We start from the raw sequence: 20,982 nt of genomic DNA, 5'->3' as shown, positions 1-20,982 counted from the left end.
CCCTTTTGTCACCGCCCACCCACCCGCCCCGGTAACAAAAGGGGCGATGCGGAGGTTTTGGTCAGCCCTTGGCGGCGCGCAAGACGCGTTCCAGCGCGTCAAGAAAACGGGAGCGGTCCGCTTTGGTGAAGCCTTTGCCGCCGCCCTGTCGGAAGGGATCAGCGGCGCGAAGATCCGCCATGAGGTCGCGGGTGGCAAGCACATTGCCAATATTAGCGGAGTTCAGCGCTTCGCCGTTGTGTTTGAGCACGCGGGCCCCAGCTTCCACACATTTTGCTGCCAGAGGAATGTCCCCGGTGATCACCACATCCCCTGTCCCTGCGCGGTCGGCGATCCACATATCGGCCACATCCGGGCCTTCGGGCACGATCACATTTTCCACCAGCGGGTTTGGGCTTGGCCGTAGACCACCGTTGGAGACCACGTAGATTTTGACTTTGTGGCGGGTGCCGACGCGCTCCACTTCGGCTTTCACCGGGCAGGCGTCGGCATCCACATAAATGGAAGTCATTGCTGTGGTCTGCCTTCAGTCAGCATAGAGCGCTTCGGCATGGAAGGCGATGTGCTCTTCCATGAAGGTCGATACAAAGAAGTAGCTGTGATCATAGCCTTTTTGCAGCCGCAGGGTGGCTTCCTGACGGCGGGCAGTGGCGGCTTCGGCCAGCGCTTCGGGGCGCAGCAGATCCAGAAACTGGTCATTGGTGCCGGTGTCCACCAGAACCGGACCGTCAAATCCTTTGTCACGCATCAGCAAAGTGGCGTCATGGGCGGCCCAGAGGCTTTCATCCGCGCCCAGATAGGCGGAGAGTTGTTTGCGGCCCCAGTCGGAGGCGGTGGGGTTGCAGATCGGGGCAAAGGCAGACACCGAGCGGAAGCGGCCAGGTAGGGCCATGGCCATGGTCAGTGCGCCGTGGCCTCCCATGGAGTGGCCCATGATCGACTGTCGGCTCATATCAAGCGGGAACTCTTCCTGCAGGAGGGAGGGCAGATCTTCGGTGATATAGTCCCACATGTTGAAATGGGGTGCCCAGGGCTTCTGGGTGGCATTGACATAGAAGCCCGCGCCCTGACCCAAATCATAGGCGTCATCATTGGCCACATCGTCGCCGCGTGGTGAGGTGTCCGGGAAAACCAGCGCCACGCCTTGCTCTGCGGCCCATTGCTGTGCGCCTGCTTTGACCATGGCGTTTTCATGGGTGCAGGTGAGGCCAGAGAGATACCAGATCACCGGCACAGGGCCCACCTTCGCCTCTTCTGGCAGGAAAAGACCAAAGGTCATCTCACAATGGCAGCTGTGGGAGCTGTGTTTATAGACGCCCTGAGTGCCGCCGAAGGCACGGTTTTCGCTGATGATGTCCATGGGAGGTCTCCTGCCTATTCGCTTTGGGGCCACGTTGTCAGAGTTGGGAGACCCATGCAATCACAAGGCTGACCGTTGCAATGGAGAAAGTTGTGGAAAACAGGATGGCGGCGGAGACACGGTGTGGGGCCACACCATAGTGCTGCGCGAGCATGTAGACGTTTCCGGCCACCGGCAGGGCGGCGGCGGCAATGGCGACGCTTGCGGCATAGGGATCTGCCGGAAAGAGCCAGAGTACCGCAAAGGCCACAGATAGAGGGTGCAGCACCAGTTTGGCGAAGCTCAGCCAGAGGGCAACCTCGACACGTTCAGCGGATTTTGTCGCCAGTGACGCGCCAATGGCAAAGAGGGCCCCAGGCGTGGCCGCGCCTCCAAGAATGGCGAGGAATTCGTTGAACGGATCCGGGATTGGAATTTGCAGGGCGGACCATGCAAAGCCAAGTGAGATTGCCACAATCATCGGGTTGCGGATCAAACCTCCTGCGACAGTGCGCAAAATGGCAAAACTCATTCGGCCATCACGTGACCCGGTGATCAGAATGACGATCAGGCTGGAAAACACGATCAGATCAACTGCGAGCACCATCATGACCGGGCCGATGGCCTCTGGCCCCATCAGCAAGGTGAGCATCGGCACGCCGAGAAAGCCGGTATTGCCAATCACGGCACATTGGGCTTCGACGGCGGCTGTGCCTACGTCTTCGCGACGCAGAAACGCCACCAGAGTTGCCAGAAGATACACCAGGGTGCAGCCAAAGAGATAGCCACCAATCAAGCGCCAATCGAGCACCTCGGCGAGGCTGAGGTTGGCGGCAAATCGAAACAGCATGGCGGACAGGGCGAAGTAGAAGACAAACTTCGTCAGGTATGCCGTGGCTTCTGAGGTGAAAAACCGGGTGCGGCCAGCCCAGTAGCCCAGGCCGATCAGGGCAAAAAACGGCAGTGTTTTCAGAAAGATTGCCAACATGGCGCCAGCCTTAACAGGTTTGGATCATGTGGCAAGGGCCATGTCAGGCAAGCGCGATGAGGGCGGTGCCGGTGACTGCGATCAAGGCGCCAGCGATGGTGCAGTGGTGGGGGCGGTGTTTTTCCTTCCACCAGAGAATTGGCAGAATAAGCACAGGAGACAGGGAGCCAAGTACGGCGGCGATGCCTGCATCCAGATGTGCAAATGCGTAGAGCAGCAGCGATGAGGCGAGGATGTAGCCAATCACACCCGGCAGGATGGTGCGCCCGACCAGCGCATAGGACAGGCGGGTGTGGGCGCGAAATGCAGGCTTGGGCCATAGGGCCATAAGCGAGATCAAAGTGGCAGCGCCGAGCAAGCGGATGGCGGTTGCGGCGATCGGGGAAAGGCCAGCCTGTAGCGCGGGTTTCATTACAAGAAAGCCAATCCCCTGCAGGGTGGTGGCTGTCACGCCGAGTAATAGGATGTGTGTCAGGGGCGCATTTGATCGATCACTTTTTGAAGGTGCAGGATTGTTGAAGAAGATCGCGAGTGAGACGCCACTTAGGACGGTGAGAGCGCCGATGAGTTCTATGATGCTTGGGGTTTCCTGCAACCAGATGAAAGCGATGAGGCCAACGATTGGGGCCTTGAGAGAAAGCAGGAGTTCGGTGCGGCGAGGGCCGCCGCGGCGCAGGCAGGCGATCATGGCGAGATTGCCAAGAAGAATGCCAAATGCGCTGCTGATGAGGAAGGCCGGCCAGAATTGCCAAGGCACATTGGTCCACTGATCCATGAGTGTTGTGAGTAGCGTGGCCAGTGTTGCGCAGGCGATCAACTGAATGCGTGTGAAGGCAAAGGCCCCCAATTTTTGGGCAGGGTTGTGCGCAATGACGATGCCGCTCGCCCAACCGAAGGACGCCCCGAGGGCAGCGAGTAGAGGAAGAAGGGGCATGACAGTCTCTCTGAGAGTTGCTACTAATTAGGTAGCGATAATTTGCTATCAAATAAGTAGCAAGGAGAATTTATGACATCCGATGTTCCCAAGCCCGGCCAACCTGTGCGCGGCTCTAAAACCGGGAAGCCGATTATGGCTTTGTTTGACCTACTTGGCCGAAGTTGGGCGCTTGGCATTCTTTGGCAGCTGTCCGAAGGTGCGTTGACCTTTCGTGCCTTGCAGGATCGCTGTGAACAGCTCTCCCCCTCTGTTCTCAATCGTCGTTTGAAAGAGTTGAGTGCGAGCGGTTTGGTCTGTCGTGGAGATGAGGGGTATGAGCTGACCGCCATGGGGCAGGATCTTTTTAGCCTGCTGCAGCCCTTTGGGGGGTGGTCTGAACAATGGGCGGAGGCATTGGGGGCACCGGATGGGGGCGATTAGCCACCCCCGATCAACGCCCCAGCGGCAAAGACCAACGCCCCGCCAAGTACCACTTGGAATGTGGCGCGGCCAAATGGGGTTTTCATGAAACGGTTCTGAATCCAGACGATGGCCCAGAGCTCTACAAACACCACAAGAATTGCGAGAGTGGTGGCGGTCCAGAAATCGGGAATCAGATAGGGCAGCGCGTGCCCCAGACCACCGAGTGTGGTCATGATACCGGAGGCGAGCCCCCGTTTGATTGGGGAACCGCGTCCTGAGAGTTCGCCATCATCAGAGGCGGCTTCTGTGAAGCCCATGGAAATGCCTGCGCCGACAGATGCAGCGAGCCCGACCAGAAAAGTGGTATGTGTGTCTTGCGTGGCAAAGGCGGTGGCGAAGATCGGCGCAAGCGTGGAAACGGAGCCATCCATCAGCCCGGCCAGTCCGGGCTGCACCCAAGTGAGCACAAATTGACGATGTGCGCGGGCGTTTTCATCGTCGCGTGTGTCTGGATCAAGGTGGGTTTCGGTCAGATCGTCCGCTGTGTGCTTGTGGCCTGCTTCTGCTGCGGCGAGATCACCGAGCAATTTGCGGGTGTCGAGATCTGTTACTTGTTTGGCAGCTTTCACATAGAAGGCTTCGGCGTCCTGCTCCATCTGGCTGGCCAGATTGCGGATCGCCTCGAGGCTTAGGTTGGCGGAGAGCCAAATGGGGCGGCGGCTGTGGAACCCGGCCACATGTTCGCGGCGCAACAGAGGCACCGTATTACCAAACCGGCTCTGATGCCTGGCAATGAGTGCCTGACGGTGGCCATCTTCTTCCTGTGCCATGTCATCAAAGATCTTGGCGGTCGCAGGATAGGCGTCTCGCAATTGTTCCGCAAAGCCGCGATAGATGCGTGCGTCATCTTCTTCGGAGGAGATCGCCAAAGCGAGCACTTCCTGTTCTGTCAGGTCACGCAACCGTTTGTGATAGGGAGAAAAACGCATCTTCACCTTCTACTTAGAATGGTTCTAAAATATATATGATCTGTGGAAGTGCAAGGCTTGCTACGCAGGGAAGCAGGGGTGTAGGGTTGCCTATCTGCCAGCAACAGCTGCGAGCGAGGAGGCTTGGACGCGGTCTGATGAATGAACAAACTGCGATCATTCGAAAGGGGCGCAAATTTGCGCAAGTTTTGGAGAGTGCCCGTGTGCTTTTCATGCAGCATGGTTTCGAAAGTGTGCGCATGGATGTGATCGCGCAGCAGGCGCAGGTCTCCAAGGCGACGTTGTATAACTACTTTCCCGACAAGCGTATGTTGTTCATGGAGGTGGCAAGACAGGAATGCACGCAGCAAGCTGCGCAATTGGAAGCCTCTGTGGACGAAGAACAACCGGTGCCTGAGGTGCTGACAATTGTAGGGCGTGGGTTGATGGGGATCATTCTGTCGGAGTTTGGGCGCAATATGTTTCGCGTCTGTGTGTCAGAATGTGAGCGGTTTCCCGAGCTTGGGCAGCAGTTTTACGAAACTGGCCCAGCGGTGATGAAAAGCCGCTTGATAGAATTTTTTGGTCAGGCCGTAGCGCGTGGCGAATTGGTGGTGGAGGACTACGGTCTGGCGGCCGATCAGTTTGCCGAACTGTGCAAGGCCGGGTTGTTTTTGCGTCAGGTCACCGGAGTGCAGCGGCAATTTTCACCGGCTGAGGTAGAGCAGGTGGTGGATGCCGCAGTTGCGATGTTTATGGCGCGCTACGGTGTAAAATGAGCGCTTTCTAAATGCGCAAAAGCAAACGGGCCGCCGAAGCGACCCGTTTTTGTTATTTCTCGACAGAGGTTTAGAATTCCACCACAGCGCGGATGGATTTGCCTTCGTGCATGAGGTCAAAGCCGTGGTTGATCTCATCCAGAGTCAGCTTGTGGGTGATCATTGGGTCGATTTCGATCTTACCGTCCATGTACCAATCCACAAATTGTGGCACGTCGGTGCGCCCCTTTGCGCCACCAAAGGCGGTGCCTTTCCAGACGCGGCCGGTGACCAGCTGGAACGGACGGGTGGAGATTTCGGCACCGGCAGGGGCTACGCCGATGATGACGGAGACGCCCCAGCCGCGGTGGGAACATTCAAGCGCGTCGCGCATGACCTGCACGTTGCCGGTGGCATCAAAGGAGTAATCCACGCCGCCGAACTGATCTTTTTCGGTTTTGGTGAGCTCAATGATTGCCTCGGTCACGGACTGGCCTTCTGGCAGCTTGGAGGGATTCACGAAGTGGGTCATGCCAAATTTCTTGGCCATCTCTGCTTTGTCGTCGTTCAGATCGACACCGATGATCACATCAGCACCGGCCATGCGCAGGCCCTGAATCACGTTCAGACCAATTCCGCCAAGGCCAAAAACCGCCGCAGAGGAGCCGATTTCAACACCAGCGGTGTTGATCACTGCGCCGATGCCGGTGGTGACACCGCAGCCGATGTAGCAAATTTTGTCAAAAGGCGCGTCGTCGCGGACTTTCGCCAGCGCGATTTCCGGCAGAACCGTGTGGTTCGCGAAGGTGGAGCAGCCCATGTAGTGGTAGATCGGGGTGCCATCGAGCATGGAGAAGCGCGTGGTGCCATCGGGCATGAGGCCCTGTCCTTGTGTGCCACGGATCGCGGTGCAGAGGTTGGTTTTGCCCGACAGGCAGGCGTGACATTCGCGGCATTCTGGGGTGTAGAGCGGGATCACGTGATCGCCGGGCTTCAGCGTGGTGACGCCTTCGCCGACTTCCATCACAATACCTGCGCCTTCGTGGCCCAGAATGGAGGGGAACAGACCTTCTGGATCTGCTCCGGAGCGGGTGAACTCATCTGTGTGGCAAAGCCCAGTGGCTTTGATTTCCACCAAAACCTCGCCCGCTTTGGGGCCTTCGAGGTTCACTTCCATGATTTCCAAGGGTTTGCCGGCTTCCAAAGCCACGGCGGCACGGGTGCGCATCATTTTGCCTATCCTCCATGATTGGTGCACAGCGCGGTTGAAACACCGGCGCGTTGATCTCTTATTGACAGCATAGAGCTTTGCTTGTCGAGCCAAGTTGGCAGGCGCGAAGCAAATGTGTTGGTTTGCGACAAAGGAGTGCTGTGATGCGACGTGGATTTTTGGCTGGGGTTGGCGTGATGGCTCTGTTGGCCTTGGTGGCCTGTAAAGGAGAGGAAGAAGTCACAGTTCAAGGCAGCACGACTTGTGACCCTGAGACGTTTGCCTTTCTTATTGGGCAGGACAAGAGCGCGCTTGAAGGTGTGACCGTACCGGAAATGGTGCGGGTTATGGGCGAGCATGACGCTGCTACAATGGACTTTCATGAAAACCGGCTGAATGTGGTGCATGACGCTGAAGGTAAGATCCTGCAGGTCTCCTGCGGCTAAGTGTGGTGCGCTTCCGGGTTTATTTCTTTTCCCGATAAGGTTTGTGGCAGGCGCGACAGGCGCCGCCTACTGCTCCGAGTGTATCGGCCAAAGCTGCGCGATCCTTGAAATCCAAAGCCTGAGCGCTTCGAGTGAGATCGTCTGCCTTGGCGCTGAAATCTGCCCAGTTGTCCCAGATATTTGGCAGCGCCTCTGACTTTGGATCGGTTGCTGGCGCTTCGAAGAGGGCGGTGATTGTGCCTGCGTGAGTGACGATCGTGTCACGGGCCATGCGGGCCTTGGCCTGGTGCAGCGGGACCTCTTGTTTTGCCATGCTGACGAGGGTTTTGAAGGCGTCACCGATGTGCTCCATGGCAGTCATGCGGGCCATGACCTGTGGATCTTTTACCCCGTTGTGTGCCCAGGCTGGCGTGGCAACGATGAGGAGAAGAGCAAGAGAGAGGGGGCGATGCATGGTGGCTCCTGTCGGTGGCTTTGAGACAGTGCACCGCACACAGGGGCAGGGAGGCAAGAGGAAAATATAAGAACACAAGGCGATTCCAGGTCACGTTTCTGTTCCTTCGACGTTTTGCTCATAGAGTTTTGCCGAGGCCTGAGTGCCCTACCGTGCGTGGTAATCCTGAGGTCGAAGGTGGAGGATCTGACCTGTGCAGAGTGTAAGATCTAGAAACCGATGTATTGGAAAGATGTTCTGGAAAAGTGCCCCCCGGCGGCGCGAACTGGGTGGGGGCAATAATGCCGCGCCGCCAAGGGTAGCGTTTCAAGTTTCGCTATGCACTTAAGATGCCCTTTGGCTGCGGCAAAAAAAGGATCGGGTCGGGGCCATTTGCGGAAGAATCTGTGGCGGAAATGCGACGTGGTTAACGGGGTGCTTTGTGGGGCGGAGGGCACAATGCAGGAGGTAGACTTGATTTTGTCATGAAAGAGCGCAAGTCTGAATGTATGACAACACCTCCTCCCACTACATTGCACCCGCCCCTCAAAGCCACGCCTCAGGTGGCGTTCCACCGCACGGAACTTACTGTCATTCTGGGGCTTTATGGCCGTATGGTGGCGGCGGGTGAATGGCGGGACTACGGCATTTCCTCCCTGCGGGAGGTGGCTGTCTTTTCGGTGTTTCGACGCACGGCGGAAAATCCGATTTATCGTATCGAAAAGCGCCCCAAACTGCGCAACAAACAGGGGCTCTATGCGGTGATTGGCATGGATGGGCAGGTGCTCAAACGCGGTCACGATCTGAAAACCGTGTTGCGCGTGTTGGAGCGCAAATTGATCCGCGCGGTGGAGTGACGCCTCATTGTGTGGCGTAAATCTCTGATGCGTGTGAAACGGGGGGACACCGCCCCACCCGTGTTTTTGTCAGCGTTGCGCCATGACGCAGAGCAGTTCAAACATGATGGAGACCCCGAGGAAGGCGGTGCCCCCTGAACTGTCAAAAGGCGGGGAGACTTCGACCAGATCAGCCCCAATGATGTTCAGCCCATCTAATGCCCGGACCACTTCCAGTGCCTGAAAGCTGTTGGGGCCACCAACTTCGGGTGTGCCTGTACCGGGGGCGAAGGTAGGGTCTACAAAATCAATGTCATAGCTCACGTAGGTTGGGACATTGCCAACAATGTCGCGGGCTTCTGCCATGACATCCTGAAGACCGCGTTGGAAGAATTCTTCGATGCGGATTACTCGGATGCCCACAGCTTTGGCAAAATCCGTGTCTTCGTCATCATACGTGGAGCCGCGAATTCCGATTTGCACCACTCGCTTTGTATCCAGCAAGCCTTCTTCTACGGCGCGGCGGAACGGCGTGCCGTGGGTGTACATCGTGCCGCCAAAATAGCTGTGATAGAGGTCGGTGTGACTGTCAAAGTGGACCATACCAACTGGAGCATCTTTGGCCAGAGACCGGAGAATTGGCAGAGAGGTCAGGTGATCTCCACCTGCTGTCAGTGGCCTGATGTTTTTGGAGAGGACCGCGTCATAGAAATGCGTAATCCGGGTCATACTGTCTTGAATGTCTGCTGGATTTGGGCCGACATCCCCAAGGTCGGCACAATTCATGAGATCAAACGGGCGCACCCCGGTGGCCCCGTTTTGCGCCCGGATCATGGTCGAGGCATCCCGTAACTGGCGTGGTCCATGGCGCGGGCCCGGACGATTGGTAGTGCCACTGTCCCATGGGACGCCAATCAGGCCGATATCCACCTCTGAAATCCTGTCATGTTCCAAATCCATGAACGGCAGGCGCATGAAAGAGGGCATGCCTGCAAAGCGGGGCAGCTCCATGCCGGAAACGGGTTGAAAGAAAGCGTCGCTCATGGGGTGTCGCTCATGGGGTGTCTCCGTCTATTTGGGGGAGGGCGGGTCGGCGGTGGGCCGTCACGGGGCCGTCGCCCTGTGTGGCGATGCGCGTGATGGCGGCATCTATCGGCTCATGGGCCACAGCCATGTGGTGCGCGTTGGCGTGCACCAAAGTGTCTGGATCGCAGACCATCGCAACATGGCCTTTCCAGAACAGCAGATCACCTCTCTGATAAGGGCTGGTGGCCTCCGCAAAATGCGCTTCCTGCAGGTCGCTGTCACCGGGGCAGGGGATACCGCAGGCCAGTAGAGCCATTTGCACAAGGCCTGAACAGTCGATGCCAAAGCTGGCATTGCCGCCCCAGAGGTAAGGTGTGCCAATCAGTCGTTCCGCCACAGCGACGGGATCGCTTTCGACGTGATCGTCGGGTACAAGGTGACCGCTGGGCACATAGAGATCGCGGGTGATCTTGCCCCCGTCCCAGGCAATGCGCGCCCAACCGTCTTCCTCTCCCAAAACCACCAGACGGGTGCCCATCGACAGCGGCGTCACAAGGCCCATCGTCTTAAGCCCCGAGGTGGATTTTGCGTAGCTGCGGGCTGCGGCGATACGATGTGTGGGCACCTGTTTGGGATGGCTGAGCACATCGCCAATGTCGATCCAGCCCACGTAGCCATCTTTCTCGGCATAGCCAAAGGCCATACCATTTTCCGTATGCACCACATTGACGATTTCGCCTCGCAGCAGCTGCCGCTCGCGATTGCCATGCGGGGCGGAGAGCAGATCGGTGACAACCATGGCCACACGATAGGCCGTTGGAGTGACAAAACGCTCCGCGTCTACCAAGCCGCGCAAATGCTCTGCGGCGACTTTGCCGGTGCTGGCCAGCAGGCGGCGGTCTGTTGGCGCGCCCATCACAGAGACAGGATGTCTGGCAGTGCGGCCAGCAGTGCCCGTGCGCCCATGCCGACGCCGCCTTTGGGGCGGGCGGGGGCGGCGGAGGGGTTCCAGCCATAGATGTCAAAATGGGCGTAACGCTGCCCCTCGGCAAAGCGGCGCAGGAAGAGGGCGGCGGTGATGGAACCGGCAAAGCCACCCGAAGGCGCATTGTCCAGATCAGCGATGCCGGGCTCAATCATTTTCTCATAGGGATCCCAGAAAGGCATGCGCCAAACCGGGTCGGCCACGGCCTGTGCCGCGGTTTCCACCGCGCTGACAAAACTGGCATCATCACAGTAGTAAGGCGACAGATCCGGCCCCACGGCCACACGCGCAGCTCCAGTGAGCGTGGCCATGGAGATCATCATGTCTGGGTTCTCTTCGGCTCCAAAGGCCAATGCATCCGCAAGCACGAGGCGGCCTTCGGCGTCGGTGTTGTTGACTTCTACCGTCAGCCCTTTGCGGGAGGTCAGGATGTCGCCGGGGCGGAAGCTGTCGCCCGAAACAGCGTTTTCCACCGCTGGGATCAGCACGCGCAACTGTATGGGCAGACGGAGTGCCATGATCATTTCCGCAAGCCCAAGCACGGTTGCTGCACCGCCCATGTCCTTTTTCATAAGACCCATGGAGTTGCCGGGTTTGAGATTGAGACCGCCGGTGTCAAAGCAAACCCCTTTGCCAACCAGCGTCAGGGGGGGGCCGGATGTGCCCCAGCGCATGTCGATCAGCCGGGGCGCACGATGTGGGGCAGCGGCGCGTCCCACGGTGTGAATCATCGGGAAGTTCTGCTCCAGAAGCGCAGCACCGGTCACCACAGTGCAGGTGGCGCCAAAACGCGCGGCCTGCGCCCGCGCGGCTTTTTCAAGATCCTGCGGGCCCATGTCGCTCGCGGGCGTGTTGATCAGGTCACGGGTCAGGGCTTCGCCTGCGGCGATGGCTTCGATACGGGGCGCGTCAAGGCCTTCTGGGCAGATCAGTTTGGCACTGCTCCCAGTGTTTTTGGCGTAGCGATCAAAGGCGTAGCCGGCCAGAAGCCAGCCTAGGGCCTCTGTTTCCAGATCCCCGGCCGGGAGGGGCGTGGTCAGCGCATAGGTGCCTTTGGGTAGTTTGGTAGCGGCGGCCGCCAGCGGAAACCGGCTGCGGGCGCGGGCCTGCTCGGAGCCAAAACCTGCGAGCGCGATCATGGGCGCACCATCAGAATCAGGCACCAACAGAGTTTGGCCAATCGTCGGTTTGAAGCCGGAGGCCTCCACAAAGCGGCGCAGCGCGTCGGGTTGAGCCTCTTTCCATTGGTCAAACCCAGCGCTGTCCAGCACTTGTAGTGGAATAATCGAGTCGGACTCGGGAGAAGCGAATGTGAGTGTCATGACGCACCTTTTGAACCGGCATGTGGCTGTTTTGAGGGCAGCCTAGAGCAGTTTGCATTTGAATTGAAACGCTTGTTCAAAGTCTTTTCGCAAGGGCAAAGATACAAGTGCCTCTGGCGGATCAGACGGAAATGCGCCCTGCTTTAGCGGTTTGGATGCGTAAGATGTAAGCGCTCAGATGTAGTCGCGCTTCAGATCCCAGATTTCACGCAATGCACATTCGCCGATGCGGATCAGACGGGCGTGTGTCGCAGAAAGCGCCACGCCATCGTTGCGATCGCAGCAATGCATCACATCCTCAGCGACCTGTGCCAGAGACGTCATGCACAGACGGCCTGAAATCAGTTCCACCAAAGCCATTGTGTCTGCCAGTTCTGACAGGTTGTAGGCTTGCAGATGTTGCTCTGATATCGCCAGATGATCTGTCAGGGACTTGATCAGTCCCATGAAGGTTTCTTCTGCTTCGGACGGATCCATCCGGATCAGAACACGTGCAAGCTCGTCCTGGTCGACGACAGCTTGCTCAGACATTTTAAGCATCGCAATTTGTGACATAGTTTCACCCCAGTATTTCCGTGGCACCCCCAACGGTTGATCCATAAATGGGGCCCAAACCTTCTCAAAAAGTTTCTCGGGGTGGGTCTTTTCTCTCGAATTACAGCTAAATATGCCTTATCTCGCTTGAAACGCTTTAGGAGATGTTATGGACCATATCAAACCTCTGCCGTCGTATCTGGTGCAACGTTACCAAGGCTGGAAGGCCACAACATACGAAAAAAATCAGAGCTGGTATCGGCATCTTGGCACCGAGGGTCAGCACCCTCGCGCAATGATCATCAGTTGCTGTGACAGCCGTGTGCATGTGACATCCATTTTTGGGGCTGATCAGGGTGAATTCTTCATCCACCGTAATATTGCCAACCTCGTGCCCCCGTTCCAGCCAGACGGCAACCAGCACGGCACCAGTGCTGCAATCGAATATGCTGTAACCGCTTTGAAAGTGGCGCATGTTGTTGTTTTGGGGCACAGTCAGTGTGGTGGCGTGCAGGGCTGTATTGATATGTGCAAAGGGCACGCACCGGCGCTTGAAGCCAAGGACAGCTTCGTTGGACGTTGGATGGATGTGTTGCGTCCGGGCTATGAGGATGTGGCTAAAATCAAAGACCCAACCGAGCAGGCGCGGGCACTGGAAAAGCGATCTGTGCTGGTGTCATTGGACAATCTCATGACCTTCCCGTTTGTGAAAGAGCGTGTCGATGCGGGGACGCTGACGCTGCATGGCTTGTGGCACAATATCGCTGAAGGCGGACTGGAAGCCTACGACAACGCAGAGAAGGGTTTTGTGCAGGTCTGACCTCAAGGTTCTGCGGCCAACACGATACAGATTTTACTGAAAAAGCCCGCGTGTCAGGACGCGGGCTTTTTTGGCTCATAAGGTATGACTGCGCGGTCCGGAAACTCGTTGCCGTTCATCTGCGGCGCGGTCCGTCTTCCTTGGCGGGCTGTCCTGAAACGCAGCGTTGCAGGCATTCCGTGAGTGTGTGAAGCGTTCAGCGAAGTGAACGAACAGCACAGGTTCCCTCAGAGCCGTTCCCCAGACCTCTCCCTGCCGCATAACTGCGGCAGGAATCGCGCCAATCGTGTCAGAATTGTGGCTGAGCGCGAATTTTCGAGACGCGTATGCAGGTTTCTTAGTGTAGCTCCATGTCGGAGGGCCATTGCAGTGTATGTGAAAGCCTTACAGAGAAGCTTTTCTCTGCCTTGAGGGCGTGCCTCCACATTAGGATACCGCGCTGATCTTGGTAGTTTTCTTCTTCTGGCGGGGTGTTGGCGGTGTAGGAGACCACAAGATCCTCCTGCTCCGAATAGGGCACACGGCCGATCATGCGCAGATCCCAGTCGCGACCTGTGAGGTTTTCGACGGTCAACGTGCGGGTTTCGCTCTGTTCGTTGCGTGTGGTGATCACGCCAGTGTCGCCAGTGACGCGCGTGTTGACCACATCAGAAAGGCGCAGACCATTGATGGCCCCAAAGGAAAATTCTGTAGTGTCACCTTGCGCAATCAGGGGCATTTCCTGTTGGCCGATGAAAGTGCCGTTCAGATAGAAGTTGCTGTATTCACTGGGAAGGATGATCTCTTCAGAGATGTTGGTGGTTTCGGCCACCATGAAGGCGGTATCATCATAGAGAGGATTGGCATGGGCGTAAAGCGTGGGTGTCAGATTGAGCGTGCCCAGTTCGATGCGTAGCGCTTCCGTATCGGAGGTCAGGGTGACCGGGGTAGCGTAGCTGTAAGAGGCATTGATCCCATCGCCGAAGTCAATTGTGCCGGCGAACTCTGCCATAAGCACGGGTTCGGCCATGGCCGCTGCGCTTTTGAGAGCACGGCTGTCAGTCGCATAGGCGAGTGCCTCTTGCTTAGGGGCGATCCGGCGCAGTGTGGGCCAGAGAGCCTGCGGTTCTGTTTGTGCGTCAGGACGGCTGGTAGAGAGGGTGATCGCCACATCTCGCCAGTCTTCACCGGAGCTTTGGCCAATAAAGGCGCCCCGTTTGAGCGCAAGCATGGGTGTGTCGCCCGTGGTGAGTTGCACATCATAGGTTGGCTCCCAACTGGCATCTTCAATCAGATGGTTGAGGGTGAGGGTGCCCGTAGTGGCTTCTGAGGTGGAGATGGCAATTGCAAGCATGACATTGTCACCGAGCGATGGCGTCAGCGCAGCCACCACCTGTTCCGCTTTTTGCAGAGCCTCTGTGCGATCTTCGATTTCCTGCTCAAAACGGCGGGCATCGCGTTCAATGCTGGCAATGTCTTTCTGAGTGGCTAGGGTCTGATCGCTGATCAAAGTGAGTGTGGCCAGGAGCGTTTCCGGACTGGGCGCGGCGTCTGTGGGGGCTTTGAGTGAGGCAAGGTAGGCGAGCCGTGCTTTGGCGGCCTCTGCGGCCAGAAGGGCATCGGCTTTGGCATCCTCCGTGGTGCGCAGAGCGTCGCGGGCGGCGTCACGTGCGGCTTTGGCGGCGGTGAGCTCGGGGCTGTCTTCAACCACATTGGGCAGAGTACGGGCGTTGCGTAGGGTGATGGCCCCCAAGGTGGCCCCTTCCAAAGACACGCGCATTGAAGACGGATCGACACTGTCGGGCAGATTGGTGATCAGCAGCTCATGCGTTCCTGCAGGCGCGCTAAAGCTGGTGCTACGGGTGAGGGTTGCACCCTGTGAGTAGAGCGTTGCCGCCGTCACTGGGGCTGTCACAGCGATCGTGTCGGCCCAGACTGGTGCCGCGAGAGAGATCAAGGCGGTTGAGAAAAGAAGCTGTTTCATCAGAGACCTGCAATTTGTTTACAGGCAGACGATCACGCGCGGGGTTGGGTGGCAAGGTCACAGTGTAGTATTGCAGGGATTGGGCGGTGTGTTGCCGTAACAGCGGTACGGCCTGCGCGGACTTGCGTGTTCGTCAAATAAGAAAGGCGCCCAAAAGGACGCCTTTCATTGGGGTATCTAAAGTGGACTTAGCCCTTTTTGAGCACTTCGCGGCCCAGAGTTTCGGCGATCTGTACCGCGTTCAGCGCTGCGCCTTTGCGCAGGTTGTCAGACACGCACCATAGGTTCAGGCCATTCTCCACTGTGCTGTCCTGACGGATGCGGGAGATGAAGGTGGCAAAGTCGCCAACGCATTCTTTCGGTGTGACGTAGCCGCCGTCTTCGCGTTTGTCGATAACCATGATACCGGGGCTTTCGCGCAGGATGTCACGGGCTTCGTCTTCGTCAAGGAAGTCTTCAAACTCGATGTTGATCGACTCGGAGTGGCCCACAAACACCGGCACGCGCACGCAGGTGGCAGTGACTTTGATGTTTTTGTCGACGATCTTCTTGGTTTCCGCGACCATCTTCCACTCTTCTTTGGTGGAACCGTCTTCCATGAAAACGTCGATGTGCGGGATCACGTTGAAGGCGATTTCTTTGGTGTAGACCTTTGGCGGCACGTCAGAGGTTGGGTTGTAGACCGCTTTGGTCTGATCCCAGAGCTCGTCCATCGCGTCTTTGCCGGAGCCGGACACGGACTGGTAGGTCGACACCACGACGCGTTTGATTTTTGCGCGGTCGTGCAGGGGCTTCAGCGCCACAACCATCTGCGCGGTGGAGCAGTTGGGGTTGGCGATGATGTTTTTCTTGGAATAGCCGTGAATCGCATCGGCATTACACTCAGGCACGATCAGCGGTACGTCCGGGTCGTAGCGGTAGAGCGAGCTGTTGTCGATTACGACACAGCCTGCAGCCGCAGCGATGGGCGCGAATTTCTTGGTGGCGTCAGAGCCGATCGCGAACAGCGCCATGTCCCAGTCCGAGAAATCAAACTGTTCAATGTCCTGAATTTTCAGTGTTTTGTCGGCGAAGGTGACCTCGGTACCCTGGCTACGGCGGCTGGCCAGAACGGCAAGCTCATCCACGGGGAACTGACGTTCCTCCAGAATGTTCAGCATTTCGCGACCCACGTTGCCCGTGGCGCCTGCGACGACGATGCGATAGCCCATCTTTGGTCTCCATTTCTAACGACGCGCCCTCTTAGCCCTGTTTTGCCCAAGAAAAAAGAGGGCGGACGACGGAAATTGCTTATGAGGGGTATTCTGCTTTGCGATGATGGCTCACAAGTGGGTGAATTTGTAGCATTGAAACCTCTCAGTCGAGGCGGTCTTCGGAGAAACAATAGATGAGCGCGCCTATGATGAGCACCGCGGCGAGGCCAGCAAAAATCATCTGATAGGCCAGCAGCGGATTGTCGGGGGAAACGGCGCTGTGCAGCTTGCCTGAGGCAAATTGCATCACACCTACACCGCCGATGCCAAAGAGGTTCATCAGAGTGACGCCCCGCCCGGTCAGGTGTTCGGGAAAGAAGCTGCGCGAATGGGCGATCATCACAGGGAATGCCGCACCGGCGAAGCCGACGATGGACATGAGGACCACGGCGGTGAGGGCGCTTTGGTTGGCAAAGAGCGTCAGGGCGATCAGGGCTGCGGCAGAGACGGACGCACCCCCAATGATGATCCATTTGCGCGTGCCGAGCAGGCGATCCGCAGGGCCATAGACAAAGGTGCCAAGGATCATCGACAGCCCCATGGCCAGTGTTGCCTGTCCGACTTCACCAGTGGTGAGGGCAAAGACATCCGACAGATAAGGCCCGATCCAGAGACCGCGAATGCCGGCGGAGGGCATGTAGTTGAAAAACATCAGCGGGATCAGCAGCCAAACGGCGGGCAGTTTGAGCAGATCAAGTACAGAGCCGCGCGTGTCACTTTGCGCGGCGGGGGGATCTTGCACCATGCGCCATGCGGCGATTGCGAGCAGGCTGCTGACGGCGGCGAGCACCCAGAGCGTGGCGCGCCAGCCGATGGTTTCTGCGGCCCATGCGGTGGGGTAGGCGGCGATCAGGTTGCCGACGGAGCCGACACCCAGTGTCAGTGCCGCCAGAGTGGCAAAGCGCGCGGGCGGGTAGCTGCGGGCAAAGATGAAATAGCTGGCCATCAGCACCGGCGAACATCCAATGCCGATCAGCGCCATGGCGACGGCGATATGGAAGGGTGTTGTTGCAAGAGCAAAGAGCGCCGCGCCACCTCCGCCTCCGAGAAGCAGTAAGATGGCGGTCGTGCGGCGGGGGCCAAAGCGATCCAGCGCTGCGCCGACAGGGATTTGCATGGCAGCAAAGATCAGAAACCAGAGACCAGAGGCAAAGGCCAGATCTGCGGCAGTGGCACCGATGTCAGTCCCCAGTACCTGTGTGAGAACCGCAAGAAAGGCGCGAAAAAACTGGCTCAGCACATAGGCCAAGCACAGCAGAACAAGATCAAAACGCATGTGGGTCTCCTCCCCCAACCCCGATCGCTTGGGGTGTCGTCTGGCGGACTTGATAGGATTATGTTCTGAAAGGCAAGAGGTTGGGGCAGGCCTTTGATATGACAAGGGCTTCACGGGGCTGTGCGCAAATGTGCATGAGCCAAAGCTTGAAGCTGTGCGTAGCATGCGTATCTGACGTGCAGGATGACACGACACCCCATAGCGTGACCTCCGTGCCAGGGAAGCCAGTATCATGTTTATCGAACACTCCTCTCAAGCCTATTATGACAACATCCCACGCCATGGCGATTTTGCTTTGATGGCGGAGCCTCAACTCTACATGCCTTTGCCTGATGACTGGTATATCGGGGTTGCTGATATTGTTGGGTCTACCCATGAGATATCGCGTGGTCGGTATAAAATCGTCAACATGGTGGGGGCGGCGGTGATTGCGGCGCAACTTAATGCTGCAGGGCGTCAGGCTTTGCCCTATGTTTTTGGTGGAGACGGTGCTGGGTTTGCGGTGTGGCCGACACAGCGTGGCGCTGCTGAGCGTGCGCTGAATGCGGTTCGGCGCTGGGCGCGGGCGGAATATGGTGTGGAACTGCGGGTGGCGATGGTCTCTGTAGCGCGTATTCGCGCCGAAGGGAGAGACCTGCGTGTGGCCAGATATGCGCCAGAGAATGGTGTGGACTATGCGATGTTTGCAGGGGGTGGCTTGGCATGGGCCGAGGCGGAAATGAAAGCTGGCCGGATTGGTTTAGCAGAGGGGGAAGATGCCCCTGAAGATCTCGATCTGTCGGGGCTGTCTTGTCGCTGGTCAAATATGAAAGCCCGCAATGGCGCGATTGTTTCACTTGTTGTTCTGCCACGGCCGGGTGTTTCGGAAGATGCTTTTGCCTCTGTGGCGCATGCTCTTGTCACTGCTTCAAGCAAAGAGGGGCGTGGCGGCCATCCTGTGCCGCAGGAGGGACCGGGCGTGGCGTTTCCGCCACCTGGTTTGACCATTGAGGCGCGCGTGCGGCAGAAAGGCAGCTATGCGCTGCGTGTGGCCGGGCTTCTGATCAGCAATGCATTTTTATGGGCCTTGATGAAGAGCGGTGTGAAGCTAGGTCAGTTTGATCCGAAAGCCTATCGTGCGCAGGTGGCCAGCAATGCGGATTATCGCAAGTTTGATGACGGTTTGAAAATGACGCTGGACTGTGATGCCCAAACGCAGGCACGGATGGAGCGGATCTTACGCGCGGCTGAGGCGGATGGTTTGGTGCGCTTTGGCCTTCATGCGCAAGAGGAAGCGATGATGACTTGCCTTGTGCATTCTCCAACGGAGGCGGGGCATATGCATTTTGTGGATGGTGCCGCCGGAGGCTATGCGCGGGCGGCCCGCAATTTGCGTTTGCGGACCGTGTGACGATTACTTCTCCCGCAGGCGACCGACGATGCCTGTGGGAAAGAAGTAGACGGACAGGATAAACAGAACGCCAAGCCAGAGCAGCCAACGATCTGCATTGAGCAACTCAGGCAACAAGGGCCATTTGGACACACTGTCACCAGCCAGTGACAGGACATTTTGCAGGTAATTTTGGGCCAGTACAAAGAGCGTTGCACCAATGACTGCGCCATACATGGTACCCATGCCGCCGATTACAATCATCAGCAGGATGTCGATCATGATCTCCATGGAAAGTGTGGTGTCCGGGCCCACGTAGCGCAACCAGACTGCATAGAGAGCGCCGGCGAGCGCGGCGATGGCTGCTGACAAGCATGTTGCGGCGACCCGATAGTGGACAACCCGGTAGCCAATGGCTTCGGCGCGGAAGTCGTTTTCACGGATGGCTTGCAACACGCGCCCAAAGGGCGAGTTCACCACACGCAACATAAACAGGAAGAGCGCAAAGCAGGAGAGAAACACGAGGTAGTATTTCAAGAGTTTGCCGTTTGCTTTCACGCCGAGGATCTCGCCATCCGTGAATTTGAAGGCGGGCCCCAAGGCGCGCGGAATCTTGAAAGAGAGCCCATCCTCGCCTCCTGTGAGGCTGGAGAGTTGACTGACCAGAACCGCCACGGCAGACGCGACCGCCAAGGTGATCATGGCAAAGAAGATGGCGCGAACACGCAAAGAGAACAGGCCGATCATGAAGGCGAGGAGCGCTGCCAATCCTGCGCCGGCAATGGTGCCCACCAGCAGGCTGTCAAATCCACGTCCCATATGCGTCGAAGCGAGCGCAACCCCATAGGCCCCAAGGCCAAAAAACATCGTGTGAGCGAAGCTGACGATGCCGCCATAGCCGAGCAGGAGATCATAAGAGGCCACGAGCACGATAAAGATGCAGATGCGCGCGGCTGTGTCGACGGAACGTACGCCGGGAAATAGAAAAGGTGCGCACGCCAGACAGATGAGGATCACGATCAAAAGCGCGAGCAGAATGGGCGAGCGTGGCGTGTCGCCGGAGACAAGGGTTTTCAGCATGGTTATTTCGCCTTTACCACCGGGATCATGCCCATTGGGCGCCACATCAGGATTGCGACCATCAGGGCGATGTTGGAAATCAGGGCGGCTTTGGGTTCGAGAAAGGCCACGTAGTTCTGCATCAGGCCCACCAAGAGCGCGCCGATGAAGCAGCCTTCAACCGAGCCAAGTCCGCCAATGATCACCACGATGAACACAAGGATCATGGTTTGGTTGCCCATATGTGCGGTGATAACTTCTTGGTAGAGACCCCAGAGCACGCCGCCGAGCCCAGCAAGAGCCGAACCTGCAACAAAGACGCCAATGAAGACCATGCGCAGATTGTATCCAAGGGCCTGCACCATTTCCCCGTTTTCGACACCAGCCCGCACGATGAGGCCAATCTTTGTGCGGCGCAGGGTCCAGCGCATTGCGACAAAGACCACGAGACCAATGCCCACGGCCACAAGGCGATATTTTTCCAGAGCCGCTCCAGCGAAAGTGATGGCACCTTTGAGTGCTTCTGGCCGCGTGATGTAGATCTCCTCTGGCCCCCAAAGCACAACAATCAGTTGCTCCACGACGATCAGGCCGCCCATGGTGACAAGGATCTGTTTGAGATGATGGCCATAAACTGGTTTGACAATGACCTTTTCAAAGGCCCAGCCCATGAGCCCGGTCGCCGTCATTGCGCCCAAAATGGCCAGCATCAGGGCGGTCAGGTTCCAAAGAAGATGAGGCGCACCGGTCATATGTTCCAGCACAAGTAGGAAGGAAACGCCCACGAAGGCACCTACAGAGACAAACGCCCCATGGCCAAAGTTGATAACGTCCATGAGGCCAAAGACCAGCGTGAGACCTGAAGCCATGATGAAGATCATCATGCCCATAGCAAGGCCGGACACGGTGAGCGTCAACCAGCTTGACGTAGCGGGAATAGCGATGAGCCCGGCAGCTATCAGGATAAGAACCAAGAGCCCCGGCGCATAGGGGGAAAACCATTCGCGCAGGGATGCCTGCGCTATGGTTGGGGCGTGTTCGGGGGCGGCACTCATCGG

General features: G+C 57.7%; 22 protein-coding genes. 6 read left to right on the top strand and 16 right to left on the bottom strand.

Going from position 1 to position 20,982, the window contains the following annotated elements; all coding sequences use genetic code 11:
* Positions 1-61: 61 nt before the first annotated feature.
* The 4 genes from J7382_RS15530 to J7382_RS15515 are packed head-to-tail and all read right to left on the bottom strand — an operon-like array spanning position 62 to position 3,261.
* Positions 62-511 carry a YaiI/YqxD family protein gene (locus tag J7382_RS15530; RefSeq protein ID WP_209069930.1) on the bottom strand — a complete coding sequence of 150 codons (450 nt, stop codon included), beginning with the start codon at positions 509-511 and terminating at the stop codon, positions 62-64.
* Between the two features lie 15 nt (positions 512-526).
* Entirely contained in the window at positions 527-1,360 is an 834-nt protein-coding gene (gene fghA / locus J7382_RS15525) for an S-formylglutathione hydrolase (protein WP_209069929.1), read from the bottom strand.
* 37 nt (positions 1,361-1,397) lie between these two features.
* Positions 1,398-2,327, bottom strand: a complete 930-nt coding sequence (locus tag J7382_RS15520; RefSeq protein WP_209069928.1) for an AEC family transporter — start codon at positions 2,325-2,327, stop codon at positions 1,398-1,400.
* A 43-nt stretch (positions 2,328-2,370) separates the two neighbouring features.
* Positions 2,371-3,261: a DMT family transporter gene (locus J7382_RS15515; protein ID WP_209069927.1), complete on the bottom strand. Its 891-nt coding sequence runs from the start codon at positions 3,259-3,261 to the stop codon at positions 2,371-2,373.
* Between the two features lie 72 nt (positions 3,262-3,333).
* Between J7382_RS15515 and J7382_RS15510 the strand changes: the two genes are divergently transcribed.
* Entirely contained in the window at positions 3,334-3,684 is a 351-nt protein-coding gene (locus J7382_RS15510) for a helix-turn-helix domain-containing protein (protein ID WP_058239681.1), read from the top strand.
* Here J7382_RS15510 and mbfA read toward each other — a convergent pair.
* Entirely contained in the window at positions 3,681-4,655 is a 975-nt protein-coding gene (gene mbfA / locus J7382_RS15505; RefSeq protein ID WP_209069926.1) for an iron exporter MbfA, read from the bottom strand. The two genes, J7382_RS15510 and mbfA, sit on opposite strands and share 4 nt — an antisense overlap.
* Positions 4,656-4,792: 137 nt before the next feature.
* Between mbfA and J7382_RS15500 the strand changes: the two genes are divergently transcribed.
* The gene (locus J7382_RS15500; protein WP_058239679.1) at positions 4,793-5,413 is read left to right on the top strand and encodes a TetR/AcrR family transcriptional regulator; all 621 of its coding nucleotides are present in this window, start codon (positions 4,793-4,795) and stop codon (positions 5,411-5,413) included.
* Between the two features lie 70 nt (positions 5,414-5,483).
* On the opposite strand, the gene J7382_RS15495 is transcribed toward J7382_RS15500, so the two are convergent.
* Positions 5,484-6,620 carry an S-(hydroxymethyl)glutathione dehydrogenase/class III alcohol dehydrogenase gene (locus J7382_RS15495; protein WP_058239725.1) on the bottom strand — a complete coding sequence of 379 codons (1,137 nt, stop codon included), beginning with the start codon at positions 6,618-6,620 and terminating at the stop codon, positions 5,484-5,486.
* Positions 6,621-6,766: 146 nt separating this feature from the next.
* Here J7382_RS15495 and J7382_RS15490 point away from each other — a divergent pair, with 146 nt between their 5' ends.
* Complete coding sequence (locus J7382_RS15490) at positions 6,767-7,048, top strand: I78 family peptidase inhibitor (RefSeq protein ID WP_209069925.1); 282 nt, start codon at positions 6,767-6,769, stop codon at positions 7,046-7,048.
* Positions 7,049-7,067: 19 nt separating this feature from the next.
* Here the strand turns inward: J7382_RS15490 and J7382_RS15485 are convergent, their stop codons facing one another.
* On the bottom strand, positions 7,068-7,502 hold the full coding sequence (locus tag J7382_RS15485) for a cytochrome c (protein ID WP_209069924.1): 435 nt from the start codon (positions 7,500-7,502) through the stop codon (positions 7,068-7,070).
* Between the two features lie 488 nt (positions 7,503-7,990).
* On the opposite strand from J7382_RS15485, the gene J7382_RS15480 reads away from it, so the two are divergent.
* On the top strand, positions 7,991-8,338 hold the full coding sequence (locus J7382_RS15480) for a DUF2794 domain-containing protein (RefSeq protein ID WP_209069923.1): 348 nt from the start codon (positions 7,991-7,993) through the stop codon (positions 8,336-8,338).
* 69 nt (positions 8,339-8,407) lie between these two features.
* Here the strand turns inward: J7382_RS15480 and speB are convergent, their stop codons facing one another.
* The 4 genes from speB to J7382_RS15460 form a co-directional block, all read right to left on the bottom strand.
* Positions 8,408-9,361 (bottom strand): agmatinase, encoded by a 954-nt coding sequence (gene speB, locus J7382_RS15475; RefSeq protein WP_209069922.1) that lies wholly within the window; start codon positions 9,359-9,361, stop codon positions 8,408-8,410.
* Positions 9,362-9,371: 10 nt separating this feature from the next.
* Positions 9,372-10,259, bottom strand: a complete 888-nt coding sequence (locus tag J7382_RS15470) for an NlpC/P60 family protein (protein WP_209069921.1) — start codon at positions 10,257-10,259, stop codon at positions 9,372-9,374.
* The gene (locus J7382_RS15465) at positions 10,259-11,650 is read right to left on the bottom strand and encodes a leucyl aminopeptidase family protein (protein WP_209069920.1); all 1,392 of its coding nucleotides are present in this window, start codon (positions 11,648-11,650) and stop codon (positions 10,259-10,261) included. The genes J7382_RS15470 and J7382_RS15465 overlap by 1 nt, the downstream gene beginning before the upstream one ends.
* A gap of 174 nt (positions 11,651-11,824) precedes the next feature.
* Positions 11,825-12,205: a hypothetical protein gene (locus tag J7382_RS15460; protein ID WP_144432537.1), complete on the bottom strand. Its 381-nt coding sequence runs from the start codon at positions 12,203-12,205 to the stop codon at positions 11,825-11,827.
* A 148-nt stretch (positions 12,206-12,353) separates the two neighbouring features.
* On the opposite strand from J7382_RS15460, the gene J7382_RS15455 reads away from it, so the two are divergent.
* A complete protein-coding gene (locus J7382_RS15455) occupies positions 12,354-13,004 on the top strand; it encodes a carbonic anhydrase (RefSeq protein WP_058239673.1) in 651 nt (216 codons plus the stop codon).
* A 337-nt stretch (positions 13,005-13,341) separates the two neighbouring features.
* On the opposite strand, the gene J7382_RS15450 is transcribed toward J7382_RS15455, so the two are convergent.
* The 3 genes from J7382_RS15450 to J7382_RS15440 all read right to left on the bottom strand — a co-directional run bounded on the left by J7382_RS15450 (position 13,342) and on the right by J7382_RS15440 (position 17,496).
* Entirely contained in the window at positions 13,342-14,967 is a 1,626-nt protein-coding gene (locus J7382_RS15450) for a DUF4139 domain-containing protein (protein ID WP_209069919.1), read from the bottom strand.
* A gap of 188 nt (positions 14,968-15,155) precedes the next feature.
* Positions 15,156-16,178 (bottom strand): aspartate-semialdehyde dehydrogenase, encoded by a 1,023-nt coding sequence (locus tag J7382_RS15445; RefSeq protein ID WP_209069918.1) that lies wholly within the window; start codon positions 16,176-16,178, stop codon positions 15,156-15,158.
* A gap of 145 nt (positions 16,179-16,323) precedes the next feature.
* Positions 16,324-17,496, bottom strand: a complete 1,173-nt coding sequence (locus J7382_RS15440) for an MFS transporter (protein WP_209069917.1) — start codon at positions 17,494-17,496, stop codon at positions 16,324-16,326.
* 232 nt (positions 17,497-17,728) lie between these two features.
* Here J7382_RS15440 and J7382_RS15435 point away from each other — a divergent pair, with 232 nt between their 5' ends.
* Positions 17,729-18,886, top strand: a complete 1,158-nt coding sequence (locus tag J7382_RS15435; protein WP_209069916.1) for a DUF3095 domain-containing protein — start codon at positions 17,729-17,731, stop codon at positions 18,884-18,886.
* A 3-nt stretch (positions 18,887-18,889) separates the two neighbouring features.
* Here the strand turns inward: J7382_RS15435 and J7382_RS15430 are convergent, their stop codons facing one another.
* Together J7382_RS15430 and J7382_RS15425 are read right to left on the bottom strand one after the other, a co-directional pair.
* A complete protein-coding gene (locus J7382_RS15430; protein WP_209069915.1) occupies positions 18,890-19,945 on the bottom strand; it encodes a branched-chain amino acid ABC transporter permease in 1,056 nt (351 codons plus the stop codon).
* A gap of 2 nt (positions 19,946-19,947) precedes the next feature.
* The gene (locus J7382_RS15425) at positions 19,948-20,979 is read right to left on the bottom strand and encodes a branched-chain amino acid ABC transporter permease (RefSeq protein ID WP_209069914.1); all 1,032 of its coding nucleotides are present in this window, start codon (positions 20,977-20,979) and stop codon (positions 19,948-19,950) included.
* Positions 20,980-20,982: the final 3 nt, after the last annotated feature.

Source organism: Shimia sp. R11_0 (assembly GCF_017744035.1).
Classification (GTDB): Bacteria; Pseudomonadota; Alphaproteobacteria; order Rhodobacterales; family Rhodobacteraceae; genus Shimia; species Shimia marina.
The sequence above is the reverse complement of the archived record's forward strand: the minus strand, read 5'-3'. Positions and strand labels throughout refer to the sequence as shown.